Below are 19,100 nucleotides of genomic sequence, written 5' to 3'. Positions count from 1 at the left end.
GCGGTCCCGCGGTGTTTGGCTCGGTTTACGGCCTTGTGGCGGGTGGGGTGGGGTGGCTGGATCTTCGCGCGGCTGACCGGGTGAGGTTGGCGAAGTGTGCCTGGTGGCCGGGCGAAAGCTGGCTTTGCCGTACGGATCACGAAATGTTGGCCTTGGCCGTTCGAGGGGGGAGCGATCGCTGTTTCCCGGCCCGGGCACGCGTGTCGGAGGCACAATGCTCGATGATGGAACCCACACGGAGGGGGAGTTCTGATGCGTATCGGCATGATCGGGCTTGGCAAGATGGGCGGCAACATGGCCGAGCGCCTGCGCCGCGCCGGCCATGAGGTGGTCGGTTACGACAGAGATCCCGCCATCAGCGACGTCGGGAGTCTGAAGGAGCTCGCGGAGCGCCTGGAAGCCCCGCGGGCGGTGTGGGTGATGGTGCCGGCGGGGGAGCCGACCAGGGCCACGGTGGCCGAGCTCGGTGAGATCCTCGACGCCGGGGATGTGATCATCGACGGCGGCAATTCGCACTACATCGACGACCAGCGTCACGCCGAGGAGCTCAAGGCGAAGAACGTCGGTTTCGTGGATGTCGGGGTCAGTGGCGGCGTCTGGGGCTTGGAGAATGGTTATGCGCTGATGGCGGGCGGCGACGCCGAGCACATCGAGCGGCTGATGCCGATCTTCAAGGCGCTCAAGCCGGAGGGTCCGGACGGGTTCGTGCACGCGGGTGCCGTGGGAGCGGGGCACTTCGCGAAGATGGTCCACAACGGCATCGAATACGGCATGATGCAGGCTTTCGCCGAGGGGTGGGAGCTGCTCGAGGCCGCCGACGTCGTGACCGACGTGGCGGGGGCGTTCAAGAGCTGGCGGCACGGCACGGTGATCCGTTCGTGGCTGCTCGACCTGATGGTCCGGGCACTGGAGGAGGACCCGGAGCTCGCGGGGCTCCGCGGTTATGCACAGGACTCCGGGGAGGGCCGCTGGACGGTGCAGGCCGCGGTCGACCACGCGGTGCCGCTGCCGGTGATCACGGCGGCGCTTTACGCCAGATTCGCCTCACGTCAGGACGACTCGCCGGCGATGAAGGTCGTGGCCGCTTTGCGCAACCAGTTCGGCGGTCACGCTGTGACGTCCGCCACATCGGGCGGTGACGGGGAGTCCCCGTCGGGCACGGCCGGCTGACATTTCCACCCCCTGTTTTTCCGGGGTCGCGAGCTGCGCGGTCGTGCTCGCGACCCAGGTCGGGCGGGGTGTGTCCGGCGACGCGAGTTACTGCGGTGACGTGCGTGGCCCACTAACCTTCGTGGGATGCACGTCGCCCACCTGTCCCTGACCGACTTCCGGTCCTATGCCTCGGCAGAGGTCGCGCTCGACCCGGGCGTGACCGCCTTCGTCGGGCCAAACGGACAGGGCAAGACCAATCTGGTCGAAGCCATCGGCTATGTGGCGACACACTCCAGCCACCGGGTGGCGAGCGACGCACCTCTCGTACGGCAGGGCACCTCCCGGGCGATCGTCCGCGCGGTTGTCGTGCGTGACGACCGGCGGGCGCTGATCGAGCTGGAGATCAACCCCGGCCGGGCCAACCGCGCCAGGCTCAACCGGTCGCCGGTGAGCCGGCCGCGCGACACGCTGGGCCTGCTGCGCAGTGTGCTGTTCGCGCCCGAGGATCTGGCGCTGATCAAGGGGGATCCGGGGGAGCGCAGACGGTTCCTCGACGACCTGCTGGTGGCGCGTGCACCGAGGTTCGCGGGGGTGCGGGCCGACTACGACCGGGTGCTCAAGCAGCGCGGCGCCCTGTTGCGCACGGCCGCCGCCGCTCGGCGGGGAGGTCCGCGCGGGCGGCGCAAGGCCGACGCGGAGGCGGCGTTCGCCGCCGCGGGGGCCGGTGACGTGCTGAGCACGCTGGAGGTGTGGGACTCCCATCTGGCGACCCACGGTGCCGAGCTGCTTGGGGCGCGGCTCGATCTGGTGGAGGCGCTGCGCCCGCTGGTCGAGCGTGCATATGCCGCGCTCGCGCCGTCGTCCGCCCGCGCCGACCTGGCCTATCGCAGCTCGTTGTCCACAGGTGGGGACGCCGAGGGGGAGTCCGCCGCCGACGCCGCAGGGGATCTGGGTGTGCACAAGTTATCCACAGGCCTGGGGAAAGGCGTGGACAGGGAGGGATTGGCGGAGTTGCTGCGTGCGCGCCTGCTTGAGGTGCGCTCGGCCGAGTTGGAGCGGGGTGTGACCTTGGTCGGCCCGCACCGCGACGACCTGCTGCTCAGCCTGGGGGAGATGCCCGCCCGCGGATATGCCAGCCACGGCGAGTCCTGGTCGTTCGCGCTCGCGCTGAAACTCGCCGCCTACGACCTGCTTCGCGCCGACGGCGGCGACCCTGTGTTGATCTTGGATGATGTGTTCGCCGAGCTCGACACGCAGCGGCGCCGCCGGCTCGCCGAGGTCGTGGCCCCGGCCGAGCAGGTGCTCATCACCGCGGCCGTGCCGGAGGACGTGCCGGTTGAGCTGGCCGGCGCCAGGTTCGACGTTGTGGAAGGGGGAGTGTCGCGTGTCCGCTGAGGTCAGGGGAGCCGCCGCCGATCGGGTGGCCGACTCGACCGTCGTCAATCCCAAGGCGGCAGCGGCCCGCGGTGCGGCGCTCGCCAGGGAGAAACTCGCCCAGGCCAAGGCCGACGCCGCCAAACGCGGCCAGCTTCCCCGGCGCGAGCCGCGACGCCGCGGGCCGGGTGCGCGCAGGGACGCGAGTGATCCCCAGCCGTTCGCCCGCGCGATCCTCGAACTGCTGGCCTACCGGGGGTGGGAGAGCTCGGTGGCGGTCGGCGGGGTTTTCGGCCGGTGGAGCGAGATCGTCGGGGTCGACCTGGCCGCGCACACCAAGCCGGAGAGTTTCGCCGAGGGGGAGGTCATCGTGGCCGCCGACTCGACCGCCTGGGCCACGCAGGTGCGTTTGCTGGCGCCGACGCTGGTCCGACGCCTGAACGAGGAGCTCGGGGAGGGCACGGTTCAGCGGGTGCGGGTAAAAGGTCCGCAAAATGGTCCACGCCGGTCGGGTGGGCTGCGTGTCACCGGTAGCCGGGGGCCTCGCGACACATACGGCTGAGCCGTACGGAACTTCGTCTTGTGCGCGCGTTCTAGGGGAAACGGGGCGTGTGCGATGAGTGCCCGGAAAGTCGCGCATAGTGTGTGCGTACGGCGCTCGGCGACACGCGGGGCGTGTCTTCTTGGGCACTGTGGGTGTGTCCGCTTGCCGTACAGTCCGAAAATGCGCACGGGGGCGAGCCGGAACCGATCAGAGGGATCGTGAGGCGATGACCCCTCTACCCGTGGGGGGATGCTTAAGTGGGGGGTCATCGCCCGACAGGCCGTCACAGAGGCGTTCAATGCCCCTTTGGGCGCTCGGAGCCGGTAGAATGAATCTGGATTCCGGACACGTCCACTTGCGTGTCACCCCCGGCGTGAGAGCCGAACTCCCCCGGGTGATCGCAGCAGGGCATTCACGACGGTGACGGGCATGGCAGGGGCAAGGCGTGCAAACGTGTGCCCCGCCGCGTGTCCGCGGCAGGAGGATTTCGCACTTGTCCTACGACGCTAGCTCTATCACCGTCCTCGAAGGACTTGAGGCGGTTCGCAAGCGCCCCGGCATGTACATCGGTTCGACGGGCGAACGTGGTCTTCATCACCTTGTGTACGAGGTGGTCGACAACTCGGTTGACGAGGCCCTCGCGGGTTACTGCGACAAGATCGAGGTCACGCTGCTGCCGGACAACGGCGTGCGCGTGGTCGACAACGGCCGCGGCATCCCGGTCGGCATCGTGCCGGCCGAGGGGCGCCCGGCGGTCGAGGTAGTGCTGACTGTGCTTCACGCGGGCGGCAAGTTCGACAGCAAGTCTTACGCCGTCTCCGGTGGTCTGCACGGTGTCGGCGTGTCGGTGGTGAACGCCCTCTCCAGCCGGCTTGAGGTGGAGATCCGCACCGACGGGCACTTCTGGCGGCAGTCCTATGAGCAGTCCAGGCCGACCGGCCCGGTGCTCAAGGGCGAGCCGACGAGCGACACCGGCACCTCGATCATCTTCTGGGCCGACGACACGATCTTCGAGACCACGACGTGGAACTTCGAGACCCTCTCCCGCAGGTTCCAGGAGATGGCGTTCCTCAACAAGGGCCTCACGATCTCCCTGAGGGATGAGCGTCCCGACCACGTCAACGGCGAACCCACCGTAGTCACGTACTACTACGAGGGCGGCATTTCCGACTTCGTCACTCACATCAACTCGAAGAAGGAACCGGTTCACGCCTCGGTCATCGACTTCGAGGCGCAGGGCGACGGCATCGCGGTCGAGATCGCGATGCAGTGGAACGGCTCATACTCCGAGTCGGTCTACACCTTCGCCAACACCATCAACACGGCCGAGGGCGGCACCCACGAGGAGGGTTTCCGTGCGGCGCTGACCTCGATCGTCAACCGATACGCACGGGAACAGAAGTTCCTGAAGGAGGGCAAGGACGACAACCTCGCGGGTGAGGACATCCGTGAGGGACTGACCGCCATCATCTCCGTCAAACTGGCCGACCCTCAGTTCGAGGGGCAGACCAAGACCAAACTCGGCAACACCGAGGCCAAGTCGTTCGTGCAGAAGGCGTGCAACGATCACCTGCGCGACTGGTTCGAGCGCAACCCCGGTGAGGCCAAAGAGATCATCAGCAAGGCGCTCCAGGCGTCGCGCGCCCGGATCGCGGCCCGGCAGGCCCGCGACCTGACCAGGCGCAAGTCGCTGCTCGAGTCCGGCAGTGGGTTGCCGGGCAAGCTGGCCGACTGCCAGTGGAGCGACCCGGAGAAGTGTGAGCTCTACATTGTCGAGGGTGACTCGGCGGGTGGTTCGGCCAAGGGCGGGCGCGATTCCCGGTTCCAGGCGATCCTCCCGATCCGCGGCAAGATCCTTAACGTGGAGAAGGCCAGGATCGACAAGGTCCTGCAGAACACCGAGGTCCAGGCCCTGATCACGGCCATGGGGACCGGTGTGCACGACGAGTTCGACATCGCGAAGCTCCGCTATCACAAGATCATTCTTATGGCCGACGCCGACGTCGACGGCCAGCACATCACCACGCTGCTGCTGACGCTGCTGTTCCGCTTCATGCGTCCGCTGATCGAGGCCGGCCACGTCTACCTCTCCCAGCCCCCGCTGTACAAGATCAAGTGGGACCGCAAGGGCGAGGACGCGAGCTACGCCTACTCCGACCGAGAGCGCGACGCGGTCATCAAGGCGGGCATCGAGTCGGGCAAGCCCGACCCGCGCCCGCGTGACAACGTGCAGCGCTTCAAGGGTCTCGGCGAGATGAACGCGGGCCAGCTCTGGGACACCACCATGAACCCCGACACGCGGCTGCTCCTCCAGGTGACCCTCGACGACGCGGCTCAGGCCGACGAGATGTTCAGCGTCCTGATGGGCGAGGACGTCGAGGCGCGCAGGGCGTTCATCATCAGAAACGCGCGGGATGTTCGCTTCCTCGACGTGTAGCGGTAGCCGTACCAACTCACAGCGTGCTGACTCAAGCGTGAAAAGGAACTCACACCCGTGACGGAAGTCAACACTCCGCCTGGTCCACCGACCGATCGCATTGAGCCGGTCGACATCCAGTCCGAGATGCAGCGCAGCTACATGGACTACGCGATGTCGGTCATCGTCTCGCGTGCGCTGCCAGACGTGCGTGACGGCCTCAAACCGGTGCACCGGCGTGTTCTCTACGCGATGTACGACGGGGGATACCGTCCCGATCGCGGCTACTTCAAGTGCTCGCGCGTCGTCGGCGACGTCATGGGGTCCTACCACCCCCACGGTGACACCCCGATCTACGACTCGCTGGTACGGCTGGCGCAGCCTTGGTCACTGCGTTACCCGCTCGTCGACGGCCAGGGCAACTTCGGCTCGCCCGGCAACGACCCGCCGGCCGCCATGCGTTACACCGAGTCCAAGCTCGCGCTCATCGCCATGGAGATGCTGCGCGACATCGACAAGGAGACCGTCGACTTCCAGTCGAACTACGACGGGCGCTCCCAGGAGCCGATGGTGCTGCCGGCGAGGTTCCCGAACCTCCTGGTCAACGGCGCCGGCGGCATCGCGGTCGGCATGGCCACCAACATCCCGCCGCACAACCTGCGCGAGGTGGCCGAGGGCGTCAAGTGGGCGCTGGAGAACCCCGAGGCCTCCGACGAGGAGACCCTCGAGGCCATGATCTCGCTGATCAAGGGGCCGGACTTCCCGACCCGCGCGCTGATCGTCGGCCGCCGCGGCATCGAGGACGCCTACCGCACCGGGCGCGGCTCGATCACCATGCGGGCCGTCGTCGAGGTCGAGGAAGACTCCAAGGGACGGCAGTGCCTCGTCGTCACCGAGCTGCCCTACCAGGTCAACCCGGACAACCTCGCGCTCAAGATCGCTGAGCTGGTCAAGGTCGGCAAGGTCACCGGCATCGCCGACGTCCGCGACGAGAGCTCGTCCCGCGCGGGCCAGCGCCTGGTGATCGTGCTCAAGCGCGACGCCGTCGCTAAGGTCGTGCTCAACAACCTCTACAAGCACACCCAGCTCCAGGACACCTTCGGCGCCAACATGCTGGCCCTGGTCGACGGTGTGCCGCGCACGCTCAGGCTCGACCAGTTCGTGCGCTACTACGTGGCCCACCAGATCGAGGTCGTGGTCCGCCGCACCCGCTATCTCCTGCGCAAGGCGCAGGAGCGGGCCCACATCCTAAGCGGCCTGCTCAAGGCCATGGAGCGCATGGACGAGGTCATCGCCCTCATCCGCGCCTCCGAGTCGGCGTCGGCGGCCCAGCAGGGCCTCATGGGCCTCCTGGAGATCGACGAGGTGCAGGCCCAGGCCATCCTGGACATGCAGCTCCGCAAGCTGGCCGCGTTGGAACGCCAGCAGATCCAGGACGAATACGACAGCCTGATGACGCAGATCGCGGACTATCAGGACATCCTCGCCTCCGAGTCCCGCCAGCGGCAGATCGTCTCCGACGAGCTCACCGAGGCCGTCGCCAAGTTCGGCGACGACCGCCGCACCGAGATCATCGCCTACGACGGTGACATGTCCATCGAGGACCTCATCGCCGAAGAGGAGATGGTCGTCACCATCACCCGGGGCGGCTACGCCAAGCGCACGCGCACCGACCTCTACCGCGCGCAGAAGCGCGGCGGCAAGGGGGTGCGGGGGGCGCAGCTCCGCCAGGACGACATCGTCGACCACTTCTTCGTCACCACCACCCACCACTGGCTGCTGTTCTTCACCAACAAGGGCCGCGTCTACCGGGTCAAGGCATATGAGCTGCCCGACTCCGGCCGCGACGCGCGCGGGCAGCACCTCGCCAACCTGCTCGCCATGCAGCCCGACGAGACGGTCATGGAGGTTCTGGACCTCCGCGACTACCAGGTCGCTCCCTACCTCGTGCTCGCCACCCGCAGCGGGCTCGTGAAGAAGACCGCCCTGTCGGAATACGACTCGCCGAGGTCCGGCGGCCTCATCGCCATCAACCTTCGCGAGGACGACGAGGTGATCGCCGCCCGCCTGGTGTCGGAGAACGACGACCTGCTGCTCGTCTCCAAGGGCGCCCAGTCCATCCGCTTCACCGCCTCCGACGAGGCACTGCGCCCCATGGGCCGCGCCACCAGCGGCGTCATCGGGATGCGTTTCCTGGAGGGCGACGAACTCCTCGCCATGAACCGCATGGCGGACGGCGACGACGTGCTGATCGCCACCGAGGGCGGATATGCGAAGCGAACCCCGGCGGAGCAGTACCCTGTGCAGGGACGGGGCGGCAAGGGCGTGCTCACCGCCAAAATCGTGAGCGCGCGCGGCAAGCTGGTCGGAGCGGTCATGGTCAGGCCGGAGGACGAGATCTTCGCGATCACGTCCGCCGGCGGCGTGATCCGGACGAGCGCGGGGGAAGTCAAGCAGTCCGGTCGCCAGACCATGGGAGTTCGCTTGATGAACCTCGCAGAGGGCGACAGCGTGGTGGCGCTCGCCCGCAACGCCGACTCACTGGAGACGGCCGAAGCGTTGGAGACCGAGGAATCGGGGGAGGATAGGGCGTGAGTCCGCAGGCCAGACCTGGAGGCGACACCGCCACCCCCGCCAGACGACCGGTGTCCACCGGGTCGGCCTCGCGTGATCAGGTGACAGACAAGAAGACCAAGAGTGCGGAAGATGAGGTAGTCGAGGTGGTCGACTCCCCTGGTGGTGGCAGCGCCAAGCCTCCCAAACCCGAAAACCCGGCGAGCGGCGACGCCAAGGGCGGCAAGACGGCCGGCGGTGACAACGACCAGGTGGAAAACCCGACCATGCGGGTCCGCCCGCCCGCCTCCTCCACCGACAAGTGGAGCTCGGGAAGCGCGTCCGCGCCCACCGCCGCCCACAACCGGCCGACCTCCGCGGGTCCGGCCGGAGCGGGTGGCGGGGGTGGCACGGGCAGTGCCGGCGCCCCCGGTGGCGCCGCCGGTCCCCGTGGTGCCGGCGGTCCGGGGGGCCGCCCGGCGCCCGCGGGCCGTCCCGCTCCCGGCGGCGGCAACACCGGCCGGGGCCCCGAGGGCGGGGCCCGCCCGGCAGCCGGCTCCGGCCGTCCCTCGGGAGGCCGCCCCGCCGGCGCCCCTGAGGCGCCCGCAGGCCGCCCCGCGGCCCAAGGCGCACCCGCGGGCAACAACCGCGCTCCCGCCCGCCCCACGACCCCCACAGGCCCCGGCGGTGACCGTGCCTGGACGGCGGAAGCCACCTCCACCATGGACTCGGTCTCCGACCATCCTCTGCTGACGACGACGACCGACTCCAAGAAGTCGGGCTCCAAGTCCAAAGGCGGCCGCAACCCGCGCAAGGCCCACCTCGTCCTGCGGCGCATCGAGCCCTGGTCGGCCATGAAGTTCAGCTTCGTGGTCTCCCTGGTCTGCTTCGTTGTGCTTTTCGTGGCGGTGGCGGTCCTTTACATCGTCCTGTCCGCCGTGGGCGTCTTCGACTCGATCGTGGAAACCGTCAACGGCCTCACGGCGTCCGAGGGGGGTAAGGCCTCGGCGACGAGCACATTCGACATCGCCAGTTGGTTCGAACCCGTCCGCATCCTCGGCTACACCGCCCTCATCGGCGCGGTGAACGTCGTCCTCATCACGGCCCTCGCCACCCTCGGGTCCGTGATCTACAACCTCGCCTCCGACCTTGTCGGCGGCATCGAGGTCACGTTCAGCGAGGCCGAATAACCTTCCGGTCGTCCATACGGCCCCGGGCCCACCCTTCACGGGCCCGGGGCCGTTTGGCTTCCGCCGTACTCCCCGTAGCCTGGTCTGGGAGATGGCTTCGGGAGGTCGTGGGACACGGTAAGCTTTTCCTTGTCCAGAAGCGGTTCGCCTCCACATCCGGGGTGCGATATGGTTCTGGTCAAGCTTTTGCGGGGCTATAGCTCAGACGGTTAGAGCGCTTCCCTGATAAGGAAGAGGTCCCAGGTTCAAGTCCTGGTAGCCCCACACTGTTTTCCCAGCTCAGAGGCCAGATCCCGAACTCTCGGGGCTGGTCTCTTGATCGTTTGTTAGTCATTCGTTAGGGGGACGAGACCTCAGCGGGTGACATAGATCAGTCGTTCGTGGAAGCTGGCAGGCTTCTGAGATCGCCGGGTGGGGACTCCCCACCGATTGCTTGTTAAGGGCATGAGCTCTTGGGTGCTGTCTCTGTGTCCGAGATCGCTTGGCCTGGTGAGGTGGAACGGGTAGCCGTGTTTGGCGAACCGCTGGGGTGGCGGGTTGAGTGGTCGACCATGTCCGAGTCAGTGGCCGCCATCAGGGGTGTGGCTATAGCCAGGCCGGTTTGAAGATCCAAGGAGAAGGCCGAGATGCCTCGTACAACGTACGACTCACCGCCCATGTCATTCGGCACCCATCAGAAGCGGCTTTAACGACAAGCTTCGGGACGAAGAGGTCGTGGATTCAAATCCCGCCGCCCCGACCCTGTGATGTCTCAGGACATCGAAACCCTCGAACCTACAGGTTCGGGGGTTTCGTGTTGTGTGCCCAGCATGGGCGATTACCTAGGGGGTGAAAGTCCCCTGGAGGAAGAGGTGATGCCAACTTCGAGCCGGAGGCAAGGGCGTCGCCGTGAGGTGGGGGCTGGAGGAAGCCGAGGTGAAACCCTGCACCGAGGGACACGAACCGCGTATGAGGGCGGATGGGTCCGGGGGAGCCTGCAACGGAAGGTGAAGCCTGTCATCGCCGACAGGACCGTCAGGTAAGACGCCGAACACCTCGGCCGACGCTCCCAGACCTCTGATCATCGGCCCGAAGGCGGCGCCGGCGGTCTCCTCCCCGATGACCACGTGATAGGCCGCCTCGCGGGTGAAGAAGTCACCCTGCGGCCACCAGAAGATCACTCGATCCCCGGGCCGGACTGCGCGTGCCCACCTCAGGCCGATGCCGTCGCCCGGGTAGAGGTGGACGCGCAGCTCGATTGCCGTCCGGGTGGGGTCGAGGTCCCAGATCGTGTAGATGCGCAGCGTGTCGCTGGGGCGCAAGATGCCCGCCACCGACAGCGGGTCCTTCAACTGGATCCTGATGTGCTGTCCGGGGGTAGGGGAAGGCGACGGGCTGGTCGGTCTCCAGCCGAATTCGGCGCATGGCGGGGGTGGCCTATTCGGCGACCGTGACGCCTCCATCGCGTACTTGCCGAACAAACGATCGCGCATCGTGCGGGCCATGTTAGGAGCCTTTCCCCCGCCGGACGTGGGCGGACCTGGACATCCGCCACCACACCGCCCCCACCGGCACTATCACCGCGAGAGGCATCCACCATCGAAGTTGCACTACCGCTCCTTAATACCTCTAGATTTCTTAAGAGGCATGCGCCGACGCGCCGACCGGCGAGCGCATGCTGGCCGTCTGCCGGGCCATGCGCGCCTGGGCCGTTGCCCATCCGGCCGAGTTCGGCTGGATCTTCGCCAGCCCGATCACCCCGCCGAACCGGCAACCGGACTCCGCGCGGCACCAGGCCGCGTAGCGCGTCGAGCAGATACTGCTGGACCTGATGGTCACGTTGTGGCGGCAGCGGCCGTTCCCGGTGCCCGACCTGGCCGATCTTCCCACGTCACTGCGCGAGCAGTTGACCGCCTACTCCGCCACCAGCGACGGACGGCTGCCGCCCAAGGCCGCCCACGTCTACGTGTCGTGCTGGATCAGGCTCTACGGCCTGCTGTGCATGGAAGTCCTGCACCAACTGGACTTCGCCTACACCGACATGGAGCCCGTCTTCGAAGAATGCCTGCGCGACCTGGCCACCGCCGTCGGCCTCGACGACCCGGCCGCGTGACCCCGGAGACCGAACTTGGAGCGCCAGGTCAGCATGCGGCGGGCAGCGCCACCGCCGTGACCTCGCACGCGTCGGCTCGAGGTGGTCCACCGCGTGACAGCGGTGAGCTGGACGCGGGTGCCTGCTGAGGTTGGAGCAGTTCGCCTGGGGTGAGTTTGTCGGCCGGAGTCCAGGTGCGGAGTTCGGGCAGCCAGAAAAGGTGTTCGTCGGTGGCGGTCACGGTGCCGGGGCCGTTCCGGGGATGGGTAGTGCCAACGGTGATCGGGGCGAGAGTCTTCAGGCATCCGCCCTGGATCACAGAAGATCCCCCCGCAAAAGAACTGCGGGGGGAAGGAAAGTCTTCCTTGATCGTGTCCGCACTATTACTTTGACTGTCTGCGCGTAATAGCTGACTTCTCGAGTCGACTCAGAGCGGAGGGATAATCACAATCAGCGCATCAGGGGCATCAGGTGATGACGAATATACTTTGATTCGATTGGGCCCTGGCGACAGCCCTATGGTCACTAGGTTGTCTCCGGGAACATCCCTTACTCTGAGTCGACCGTATCGAAGGTCGAGACTACCGTCAAAGACGGTCTTCATTCCCATTGGGCAGTCCGATCCTTCTTTGACTTCGATCGACACATTGCCATCTATTGCATGGATGACTTGGATTGTTAGCGAACATTGGTCGGCTGTGCTTGTATCGGTTTCATGCGCCGCGAAATCTAATGGCCTGTCCGCGTCCTCCACGAACACTATCCCATTGGAAGCCGCGAACTTGAGGGCTGCGATAGTTTCAGTCATTGATTGATTTCTGAGATGGTTGTTGGATTCAAGGGAGGAATGGGACTCCTCTGTTGGCAGGCATGTGTCCCACGATCCCTCCCTGACGATTGGAGCAGGCTCGGCAATGAGGGTACAGCCGTTGAGGTGTTCCCGGGACTATGAACCGTGAAACCGGTTGGTGATCCGGCGTCCAGTTGCGGACTCCAGCCCCGGGGTTTGTAGCACCGCAACTGTGGCAACCGAAATAGTTGCCGATTCGATTTATCTCATCCCTTTCCTTTTGGGTGAATCGTTGCGACTGTGAACGCGCAGGAATCGACTCCACCGCGTACGGACCCGGCCTGATGAGATCACAAGCAGGAACGGGGTCGTTTCCTGTGTTGTGGACCAAGACCGAAGCGGTCCCGGTTGTGACATAATACGTGTGCAGGTCATCGACTGTCAGGTTATGGACGCGCAGCGTGGCCGATCGAGACTCCACGGCTGCCACCTGCACATGGGTGCCGGCTGCGGTTTGGAGCAGCATCCCTTTCTGTAGGTGGGAAGCCGGTAGCCACTCACGTAAGGAGGGAACCCAGAATGGGTGATCGGCAGTTGCTGTCAGCTTGTTGCTGGCAGTTGATCCGTCGACCAGATCTTCACCCTTGACAGTGATGACGACTAGACTCTTGCTGCCTTTGCTTGTGACTAGCGCGATGACTTCTTTGGTGCCTGTCAACCCATTTTCGGGGTCGGAGGCAAGGACGCTGTCGCCAACCTCGATCTTCTCAATTTCTTTGGCTTTTCCGTCGGCTAGTACCACACGAGTGCCGGGAGCGAAGCTGCTCTTTCTGCAGCCGCCGACATTATCGGCCTTCTTAACGGCTTTTGTGATCTTGCTGCCGGCCTTGAGCGCGGTGGTGGCGATCTTTCCACCCGGGATGAAGCTGGCCGCAGCCATGCCGCAGCTTTTCAGTGAGGGTTTGGCCGCGCAGTTGAGGGCGTCACCCGCGACGAAGTCGCAGACTATGTTGCTCGCGCACTTATCGGCGGCCTTCTGAACGGTGCTCTTCTTTTTGGGGGGCGGTTTGGAGGGTTTGGCGTACTTCTCGCGGTTGTCGAGGGCGGCTTCTTTGGCGATCTGCCGGTTGCGGGCGGCTTCGCGGGCTCGGCGGTCGCGTTCGGCCTTGGCGCGCTGGGCGGCGAGCTTCTTCTCCGCGCGTATGTAGGCCTTGGATTTCTTCTTGCCGCTGGTGTGGTGGGTCTTGGAGAAGGTCTGGTCGGATTTGCGGTTGCCGGTGTCGACGCGCAGCCCGGTGGGGTCGGAGTGGCTGACGGGGTTGTTGCCGGCGTAGCTGTATGGGTTGGCCCACTGGGGAACCCGCAGGTCCAGCAGGGGGTCGGTGCTGATGAACCTGGCTATGCCCGGGTCGTAGTAGCGGGCCGACAGGTAGGTGAGGGCGGGGGAGTCGTCCTCGGTCTTGCCGAGGAAGCCCAGGTCCGTGAAGGGGAGGTCGTCGCCGCCGCGGCGTTTGCCGTACGGGAGGTATCTCTCGCGGGAGACGGCGCCGGTGGTGTCGTTGACGGCCAACTGGGTGCTGCCGTGCAGGCCGGACAGCAGCCAGGTCAATCCGCCGGAGTCCCGCATCGCGAGCATGGTGCCGTCGGCGCTCGTGTAGTAGCGCTTGGCCGAGACAGTGCCGCCGGACAGTTCGAGTTCCATGCCGCCCAGGTAGAGGGTGGTCTTGCCGCCTGGGGCGCGGCGGATGAGGCGTTCGCCTGAGGCGTCGTAGACCATCGCGGTGGACTGGCCGCCTATGGTGGCCTGGCCGAGTCTGCCGAGGGCGTCCCAGGTGAAGGTGCCTGCCGTGCCGCTGACGTTGCGGGCCGTCAACTGGCCTGCGTTGTCGTAGGTGTAGGTGTCGGTGCCGCCAGGGCGGGTGATGGAGGTGACGGCGTTGGGGCGTGCCGCGCTCGCACCGGTCGGGTAGGCGTAGTTGGCGCTCGCACCGCTGTCGGTGAGGCTGGTGATGTTACCGACCGCGTCGTAGCCGTATGCCTGGTTGTAGGGGTCGGTGCCCTGGGTGTTGGCGCCGCTTGCGCAGGTGTTCGCGGTGGTGGTGAAGGCAGTCGCCAGGCGCAGGCGGGAGTCGTAGGTATAGCACTCGGACTGGCCGTCGTGGGTGCCGGGGACGGCGGAGGCGGCGTCCAGAATGCGGGTGATCTGCCCGGCGATGTCGTAGGTGTAACGGTCGTCCTGACTGGTGACCGGGGTGGCGGTATCGGCCTTGGTCGTGGTCGTGATGTGGGAGACCAGGCCGGTGGTGGTCTCGTAGGCGTGGTTCCGTTTGACCTGGCCGGCATTGCCCAGCAGGTGCTCGGTCAGTCTCGCGGTAAGGGAATAGGTGCTGTTCTTGAGGTAGGTGGTCGTGCCGCCCAGGTTCGAGGTCATGGCCTTGACCAGCCCCTGGTCGGTATAGGTGTGGGTCAGGGTCTCGGCGCTCAGGCCGCCCGCGGCGGGCATGCCTTGGGAGGTCAGATCGCCTGCGGAGTTGTAGCCGGAGGTGAAGCTGTAGGTCCCGGCCAGCGCGCCTTCGGCGGCGGGGATCGTCACCGTCGTGCCGGTCGGCCGGTAGTCGTCGTCGTAGGAGGTGACGGCCCGGGTGTAGGCACTGCCGACGTTGTAGCTGATCGAGGCCACGGGGTGTCCCTTGGCCACATCGTCGTAGGTCCATTCGGCAAGCTTGGTTCCTGTGTCCACCTCGCCTGCCCACTGGGAGGTCTGGCGATCCAGGACGTCGTAGACGGTCGACACCTTCTGACCGCGTCCGTCGATGGTCCACACAGGGTTTCCGGCGGCGTCGTAGCCGGTGGAGGAGGTGCCCGCGTCAGGGTCGGTGGCCGCGGTGCGGCGGCCCAGCCAGTCGTAGGTGAAAGTCCGTACGCTGCCGCGTGCGTCGGTGGAGGAGGTGAGGTTGCCGTCCAGGTCGTAGACGTAGACGGTGTCGTTGTGGGTGGTGGGGCCGGTCCATTCCTCGACCTTGACGGTGCGGCCGAAGGCGTCCTGCACGCCGGCGGTCTTGGCACCGGTCGGCGGGGTGACCTCGACGCGTTCGGCTCCGGGGTAGGCGGTGGTGGTGCGGCGCAGCTCGGTGGCCTGGTGGTAGTCGATGTCGGCGACGGTGCGCTCGAGCCCGTCGTATTCGAGCTTGGACCATTGCGGCACGCTGGTGAGCGCCGGGTTGAGCAGGCCCGAGCCGGGAGCCGAGCCGTTGTGCACCGGGTCGGTGACGGCGGACACCAGGCCGCGCGCGTCATAGGTGGTGGCTGTGACGATGCGCCCGCCCTGCGGTGAGGCGGTCTGGCTCTCCCGGATGCGGCCCAGCCCGTCCTCGTAGGTGTGGGAGGTCAGCCACGTGGCGCCGGTGCCGCTGCCCGACTGGAGGCGGCTCACCGTGGTCTTGGTCGGCCCGGTGGGCTGGGCCATCCATCCGCCGGAGGGGATGTCGTAGGCGGCGGTGACAGCGGGAGTGCCGCCCCCGCGCGGATTGGCGTGGGTCCACAGCGCGGTGGTACGGCCCAGCGCGTCGTAGTCGACCTCCGATTCCTTGAGGTTCGCATCGGTGACCTTGACGGTCTGGCCGTGCAGGTGGGAGGCGACCGTGGTGGCCTTGTGGTTCAGAGGCGCGGGGCCGGTCACGGTGACACCGGTGGCGGGCCAGCCCACGGCCGGGCTGTAGGTGATCGTGGTGGTGTTGCCCCGCTCGTCGGTCGTCGTCAGCGGCCTGCCGTACCCGTCGTAGGTGCCGGAGGTGCTGGTGGTGACCGTCGGCGACACCGAGAAGCGGGTCTGGGTGACGTTGCCGTCGGTGGGGGTGTTGGTGGCTGGGTCGCTGCCGCCGTCGTAGAGGGTGACCGTACGCCCTGTGACCGCGCCGGTGGTGCAGCTGTCCCCGGCCCGCTCCTCGACGGTCGAGGGGAAGGCGGTCATCCACTGGCCGGAGGCGGTGTTGCGGGCATAGGTCGTGGACGTGCAGGAGTTGTCGGAGGCGACGCCGTCCTCGCCCTTGTCGTTGACCGTCGCGGGCAGGCCGTCGGCGTTGTAGGTCATGACCTGGTCGGTGTATCTCCAGGTTCCGCCGGTCTTGCGTTCCCTGGTGCGCTCGCGGGTGGTCACTGTCCGCACCGGGTCGTGGATGCCGGGTCCGTTTCCGGTGGTCGTGATGCTGTACTCGTACCGGCTGGACTCGGCTTCGGTGTAGGCCCGGGGGCTGTAGGCGGTCATCGTCCAGGTCTGGTCCTGGAGCGGGCGTCCCTGCAGCTCGCGGGAGTCGGTACGGCTCACGCCGTCGAAGTCGACGATCGTGCCGCCCATGCCGCGGTAGAAGGTGTCGCTGGTGACCGTGTACCGTGCCGGGTCGGTGCCCGAGCCCTCGATCGTGCGGACGGTCTGGTAGCCGCGCCAGTCCGAGGACGGCGGCGCGAGGCCGGGGCCCGCGTAGTCGACCGGGGCTGCCCAGCCGGGCGAACCGAGGTACTCGTAGGCGGTCACCATGTCGGGTGAGGCGCCGACCATGTCGCGTTCGACCACCTGAGTGGCCAGCTGCTTGTAGTGCACGACCCAGGCGACGTTGCTTCCGTTGGTCTGGTCGACCTTGTAGCAGTCGCCCGTGTGGTCGGCGTGGTAGTTGGAGCCGTCCCTGCCGTTGCCGCCCGAGCAGGGGTCGGCTTGGCCGTAGGTCACCTCGGTGCGACCGCCCAGGCCGTTCTGGATGACCCCGATCCGGGGCACCATGCGCCACGACAGCAGGCTTGTCCAGTCCGACATGTCGTCGTAGTGCATCCGCCCGGCCCGCATTACCGCGTCGAAGTCGACCGGCGGCATGGTGATGGAGGTGCCTGCGAGGCCGGTGCGGGAGATCTTGTCGAGCCACATCACCGGGTCGTAGGGGCTCATGAAGTCGGTGCGCGTGTAGATCCACTCGTGGGAGAAGGAGAGCTGCTCGACCGAGTCCCAGTTTCCGGTGGTCGGGTTGCGCGACTCGGCGGTGACGGTCCCGAGCTTCTTGGTGGTGAAGAAGGCCAGGTCCTTGTTGGTGCATCCGGTCGCGGCGGCGCATGAGAGGTCTGTCGGCACGTCGGTCGTGCCTCGGCTCACCCCGCTGAAGCTGGTCCTGGCAGTGGGCACGCTTCCTGCGACCTGGCCGTTGTGCCCCCATTGGACCGTCGTCAGCATTCCGCCCCGGTCGTAGGGCAGGACCCTGGCCTGCTCGCTGGTGCAGCTGGGCAGGCAGAACCAGTTCTGCTCGCGGTCGTAGGCGTAGTCGATGAGGTTCTCGCGGGAGTCCGCCTCGCGGTCCAGGTTCCAGCGCCACACGGCGGTGCAGGTCGGGGGTACGGTCGCGGTGGTGAACTTGTTGTTGCAGGGCTCGCCCGCGTCGTTGCCGACGTACGGCAGGCGCCACTGGGCGTCGGCCGTGGAGCCGAACCGGTAGACCTGGCCGCTCTGGGTCGTCACCCGCCAGTAGGCTTCGCCGTTCGCGCCCCCGGCGACCTCCTCGACCTTCCACCCCAGGTCGGGCACGGTCTTCCAGGTGCCGCCGGTGCGGTCCTTGACGATCTGCGAGGACTGGCCGGCGACGTTCAGCACCAGTTCGGACTGGGTGAGGTCGTTGGTGGAGGAGTCACCGTCGTTCGCGTCGGGAGACTCCCAGCAGACCGCCCCCCGGGAGCCGCCCTCGGTCGCATCCCAGAAGGGGTTGCCTTCCCAGTCGTAGGCGAACTGCAGGCTGCACCGCTGGAAGCGGCGCTCGATGAACCCCGCGTTGAGGTCCCAGCCCGCGCCGACGACCCCGGACTGGTTGTTGGTCCAGGCGCCCTGCCCGTCGAGCGAGGACGCGCTGTACTCCAAGGCCAGGTCGGGACCGTCGCCGCCGGCGGAGGGCGCCTCGGGCAGCGGGTACTGGTAGCTGAAGTCGCCGCTGCTCTTGCCGGCCTGCCAGGTTCCGCTGGGCTTGAGGTCGGTTGCGGTGAAGTTGCCCGAAGGGCCGGACGGGCCAGCCATCAGCGCATAGACGAACCCTCCAGCCGGGGTGGACCCGGACGCGGCCTCGACCTCGGCCACCAGCCGCCCGGCCTTCTGGTCGTTGACCGATTTCACCACGGTGCCCTGCGTCTTGCAGCCCCTGGCCTTCGGGTCGGTCAGCGCACATTCCGGCAGGCGCACGAGTTGGAGGCGCCCGGCGAAGTCGCCTCCGTGTGCGTCCTTGAAGTCCGCATACGAGAAGCCAGCCTTGACTTTGGCCGCCTTCGTTGCGTTATCGGCACGCGACAGGCGTACGGCAAGGCCAGCCGCGCCGAGCTTGCGCACTGCTTCGGCGTTCAGCGTCTCGATCTGCACTTGCCCCGCCGAACCGGCCGCGGCCACCTGCACGGGCAGGTCCCCGGCGGGAGCCAGCTCCTGTGCCAGAGCGACTTGCACCTTGCCGGCTTTCGGCCAGACTGGTTCGCGCCGTTCGGGGCGGGGTGTTGTTTCTTCCGCGCCCTTGCCGTACTTCTTCTTCGGTACGGGTCTGCCGTTGATCGACGGCTCATCGCTCTTGGCGATCGATGCGGCGCTCGCAGCCGCACTCGTCAGTCCGGGGGGAACGCCTACCCCGGAGATCAACACTGCCGCTGCGGTCCCTGTAATTAACGTGACGAACAAAGGTATTCGCGCACGCGTCAAGACATTCCTCCACTCAATGGTGATAACAGAAAGCCCTGCCACAAACCGGACTAAAGGTGATCAACCTAGAGAGTGAATGGATGTAAGGAATCTGTAAAGATCGACTCGGTGGCGGGTTTGAGACGGAGAGTCAGAAGTGGGCCCGGCGGTAGGGAGGTGATTGACTGAGTCCCCTGCTAAAGGCGGGCGAAGGAGGCCGCGCAGCATCCTGGGAGGTTCTGTGTGATGTGCATCACACCTGTCGTCGCTGCTGTGGCGGCAGGTGCGACTGTCAATATTTGGGGCTGGCCTGCCGTGTGTGATT

The 19,100-nt window shown here is 66.7% G+C and carries 10 protein-coding genes, 1 tRNA gene and 1 pseudogene; 9 read left to right on the top strand and 3 right to left on the bottom strand.

Going from position 1 to position 19,100, the window contains the following annotated elements:
• Positions 1 to 252: 252 nt before the first annotated feature.
• The 7 genes and pseudogenes from gnd to Ssi02_RS35135 all read left to right on the top strand — a co-directional run bounded on the left by gnd (position 253) and on the right by Ssi02_RS35135 (position 9,493).
• Positions 253 to 1,170 carry a phosphogluconate dehydrogenase (NAD(+)-dependent, decarboxylating) gene (gene gnd, locus Ssi02_RS35165; RefSeq protein WP_204032199.1) on the top strand — a complete coding sequence of 306 codons (918 nt, stop codon included), beginning with the start codon at positions 253 to 255 and terminating at the stop codon, positions 1,168 to 1,170.
• Between the two features lie 126 nt (positions 1,171 to 1,296).
• Positions 1,297 to 2,547 (top strand): DNA replication/repair protein RecF, encoded by a 1,251-nt coding sequence (recF, locus tag Ssi02_RS35160; protein WP_204032197.1) that lies wholly within the window; start codon positions 1,297 to 1,299, stop codon positions 2,545 to 2,547.
• Entirely contained in the window at positions 2,537 to 3,088 is a 552-nt protein-coding gene (locus Ssi02_RS35155) for a DciA family protein (protein ID WP_239130278.1), read from the top strand. The genes recF and Ssi02_RS35155 overlap by 11 nt, the downstream gene beginning before the upstream one ends.
• 475 nt (positions 3,089 to 3,563) lie before the next feature.
• Positions 3,564 to 5,507, top strand: a complete 1,944-nt coding sequence (gene gyrB, locus Ssi02_RS35150; RefSeq protein ID WP_204032195.1) for a DNA topoisomerase (ATP-hydrolyzing) subunit B — start codon at positions 3,564 to 3,566, stop codon at positions 5,505 to 5,507.
• Between the two features lie 57 nt (positions 5,508 to 5,564).
• Positions 5,565 to 8,081: a DNA gyrase subunit A gene (gyrA, locus tag Ssi02_RS35145; RefSeq protein WP_204032193.1), complete on the top strand. Its 2,517-nt coding sequence runs from the start codon at positions 5,565 to 5,567 to the stop codon at positions 8,079 to 8,081.
• Positions 8,082 to 8,845: 764 nt separating this feature from the next.
• Positions 8,846 to 9,229 (top strand): annotated as a pseudogene (locus Ssi02_RS40040) (DUF3566 domain-containing protein); the annotation flags it as partial.
• A 190-nt stretch (positions 9,230 to 9,419) separates the two neighbouring features.
• A tRNA-Ile gene (locus Ssi02_RS35135) sits at positions 9,420 to 9,493 on the top strand.
• 557 nt (positions 9,494 to 10,050) lie between these two features.
• Here Ssi02_RS35135 and Ssi02_RS35130 read toward each other — a convergent pair.
• Positions 10,051 to 10,560 (bottom strand): siderophore-interacting protein, encoded by a 510-nt coding sequence (locus Ssi02_RS35130; protein WP_204032191.1) that lies wholly within the window; start codon positions 10,558 to 10,560, stop codon positions 10,051 to 10,053.
• A 323-nt stretch (positions 10,561 to 10,883) separates the two neighbouring features.
• On the opposite strand from Ssi02_RS35130, the gene Ssi02_RS40035 reads away from it, so the two are divergent.
• A complete protein-coding gene (locus tag Ssi02_RS40035; protein WP_204032188.1) occupies positions 10,884 to 11,012 on the top strand; it encodes a TetR-like C-terminal domain-containing protein in 129 nt (42 codons plus the stop codon).
• Between the two features lie 27 nt (positions 11,013 to 11,039).
• Positions 11,040 to 11,321 (top strand): WHG domain-containing protein, encoded by a 282-nt coding sequence (locus Ssi02_RS35120; RefSeq protein WP_204032186.1) that lies wholly within the window; start codon positions 11,040 to 11,042, stop codon positions 11,319 to 11,321.
• Between the two features lie 28 nt (positions 11,322 to 11,349).
• On the opposite strand, the gene Ssi02_RS35115 is transcribed toward Ssi02_RS35120, so the two are convergent.
• Positions 11,350 to 11,619, bottom strand: coding sequence for a hypothetical protein (locus tag Ssi02_RS35115; protein ID WP_204032184.1), 270 nt, complete (start codon positions 11,617 to 11,619; stop codon positions 11,350 to 11,352).
• A gap of 517 nt (positions 11,620 to 12,136) precedes the next feature.
• The gene (locus Ssi02_RS35110; RefSeq protein ID WP_204032182.1) at positions 12,137 to 18,739 is read right to left on the bottom strand and encodes a polymorphic toxin-type HINT domain-containing protein; all 6,603 of its coding nucleotides are present in this window, start codon (positions 18,737 to 18,739) and stop codon (positions 12,137 to 12,139) included.
• Between the last annotated feature and the right edge of the window lie 361 nt (positions 18,740 to 19,100).

Source organism: Sinosporangium siamense (assembly GCF_016863435.1).
Lineage (GTDB): Bacteria > Actinomycetota > Actinomycetes > Streptosporangiales > Streptosporangiaceae > Sinosporangium > Sinosporangium siamense.
The sequence above is the reverse complement of the archived record's forward strand: the minus strand, read 5'-3'. Positions and strand labels throughout refer to the sequence as shown.

What these genes read in the sequence shown, in the direction of transcription:
- recF (WP_204032197.1), top strand. Translation starts at nt 1,297, where the DNA reads ATGCACGTCGCCCACCTGTCCCTGACCGACTTCCGGTCCTATGCCTCG.
- Ssi02_RS40035 (WP_204032188.1), top strand. Translation starts at nt 10,884, where the DNA reads ATGCTGGCCGTCTGCCGGGCCATGCGCGCCTGGGCCGTTGCCCATCCG.
- Ssi02_RS35120 (WP_204032186.1), top strand. Translation starts at nt 11,040, where the DNA reads ATGGTCACGTTGTGGCGGCAGCGGCCGTTCCCGGTGCCCGACCTGGCC.
- gnd (WP_204032199.1), top strand. Translation starts at nt 253, where the DNA reads ATGCGTATCGGCATGATCGGGCTTGGCAAGATGGGCGGCAACATGGCC.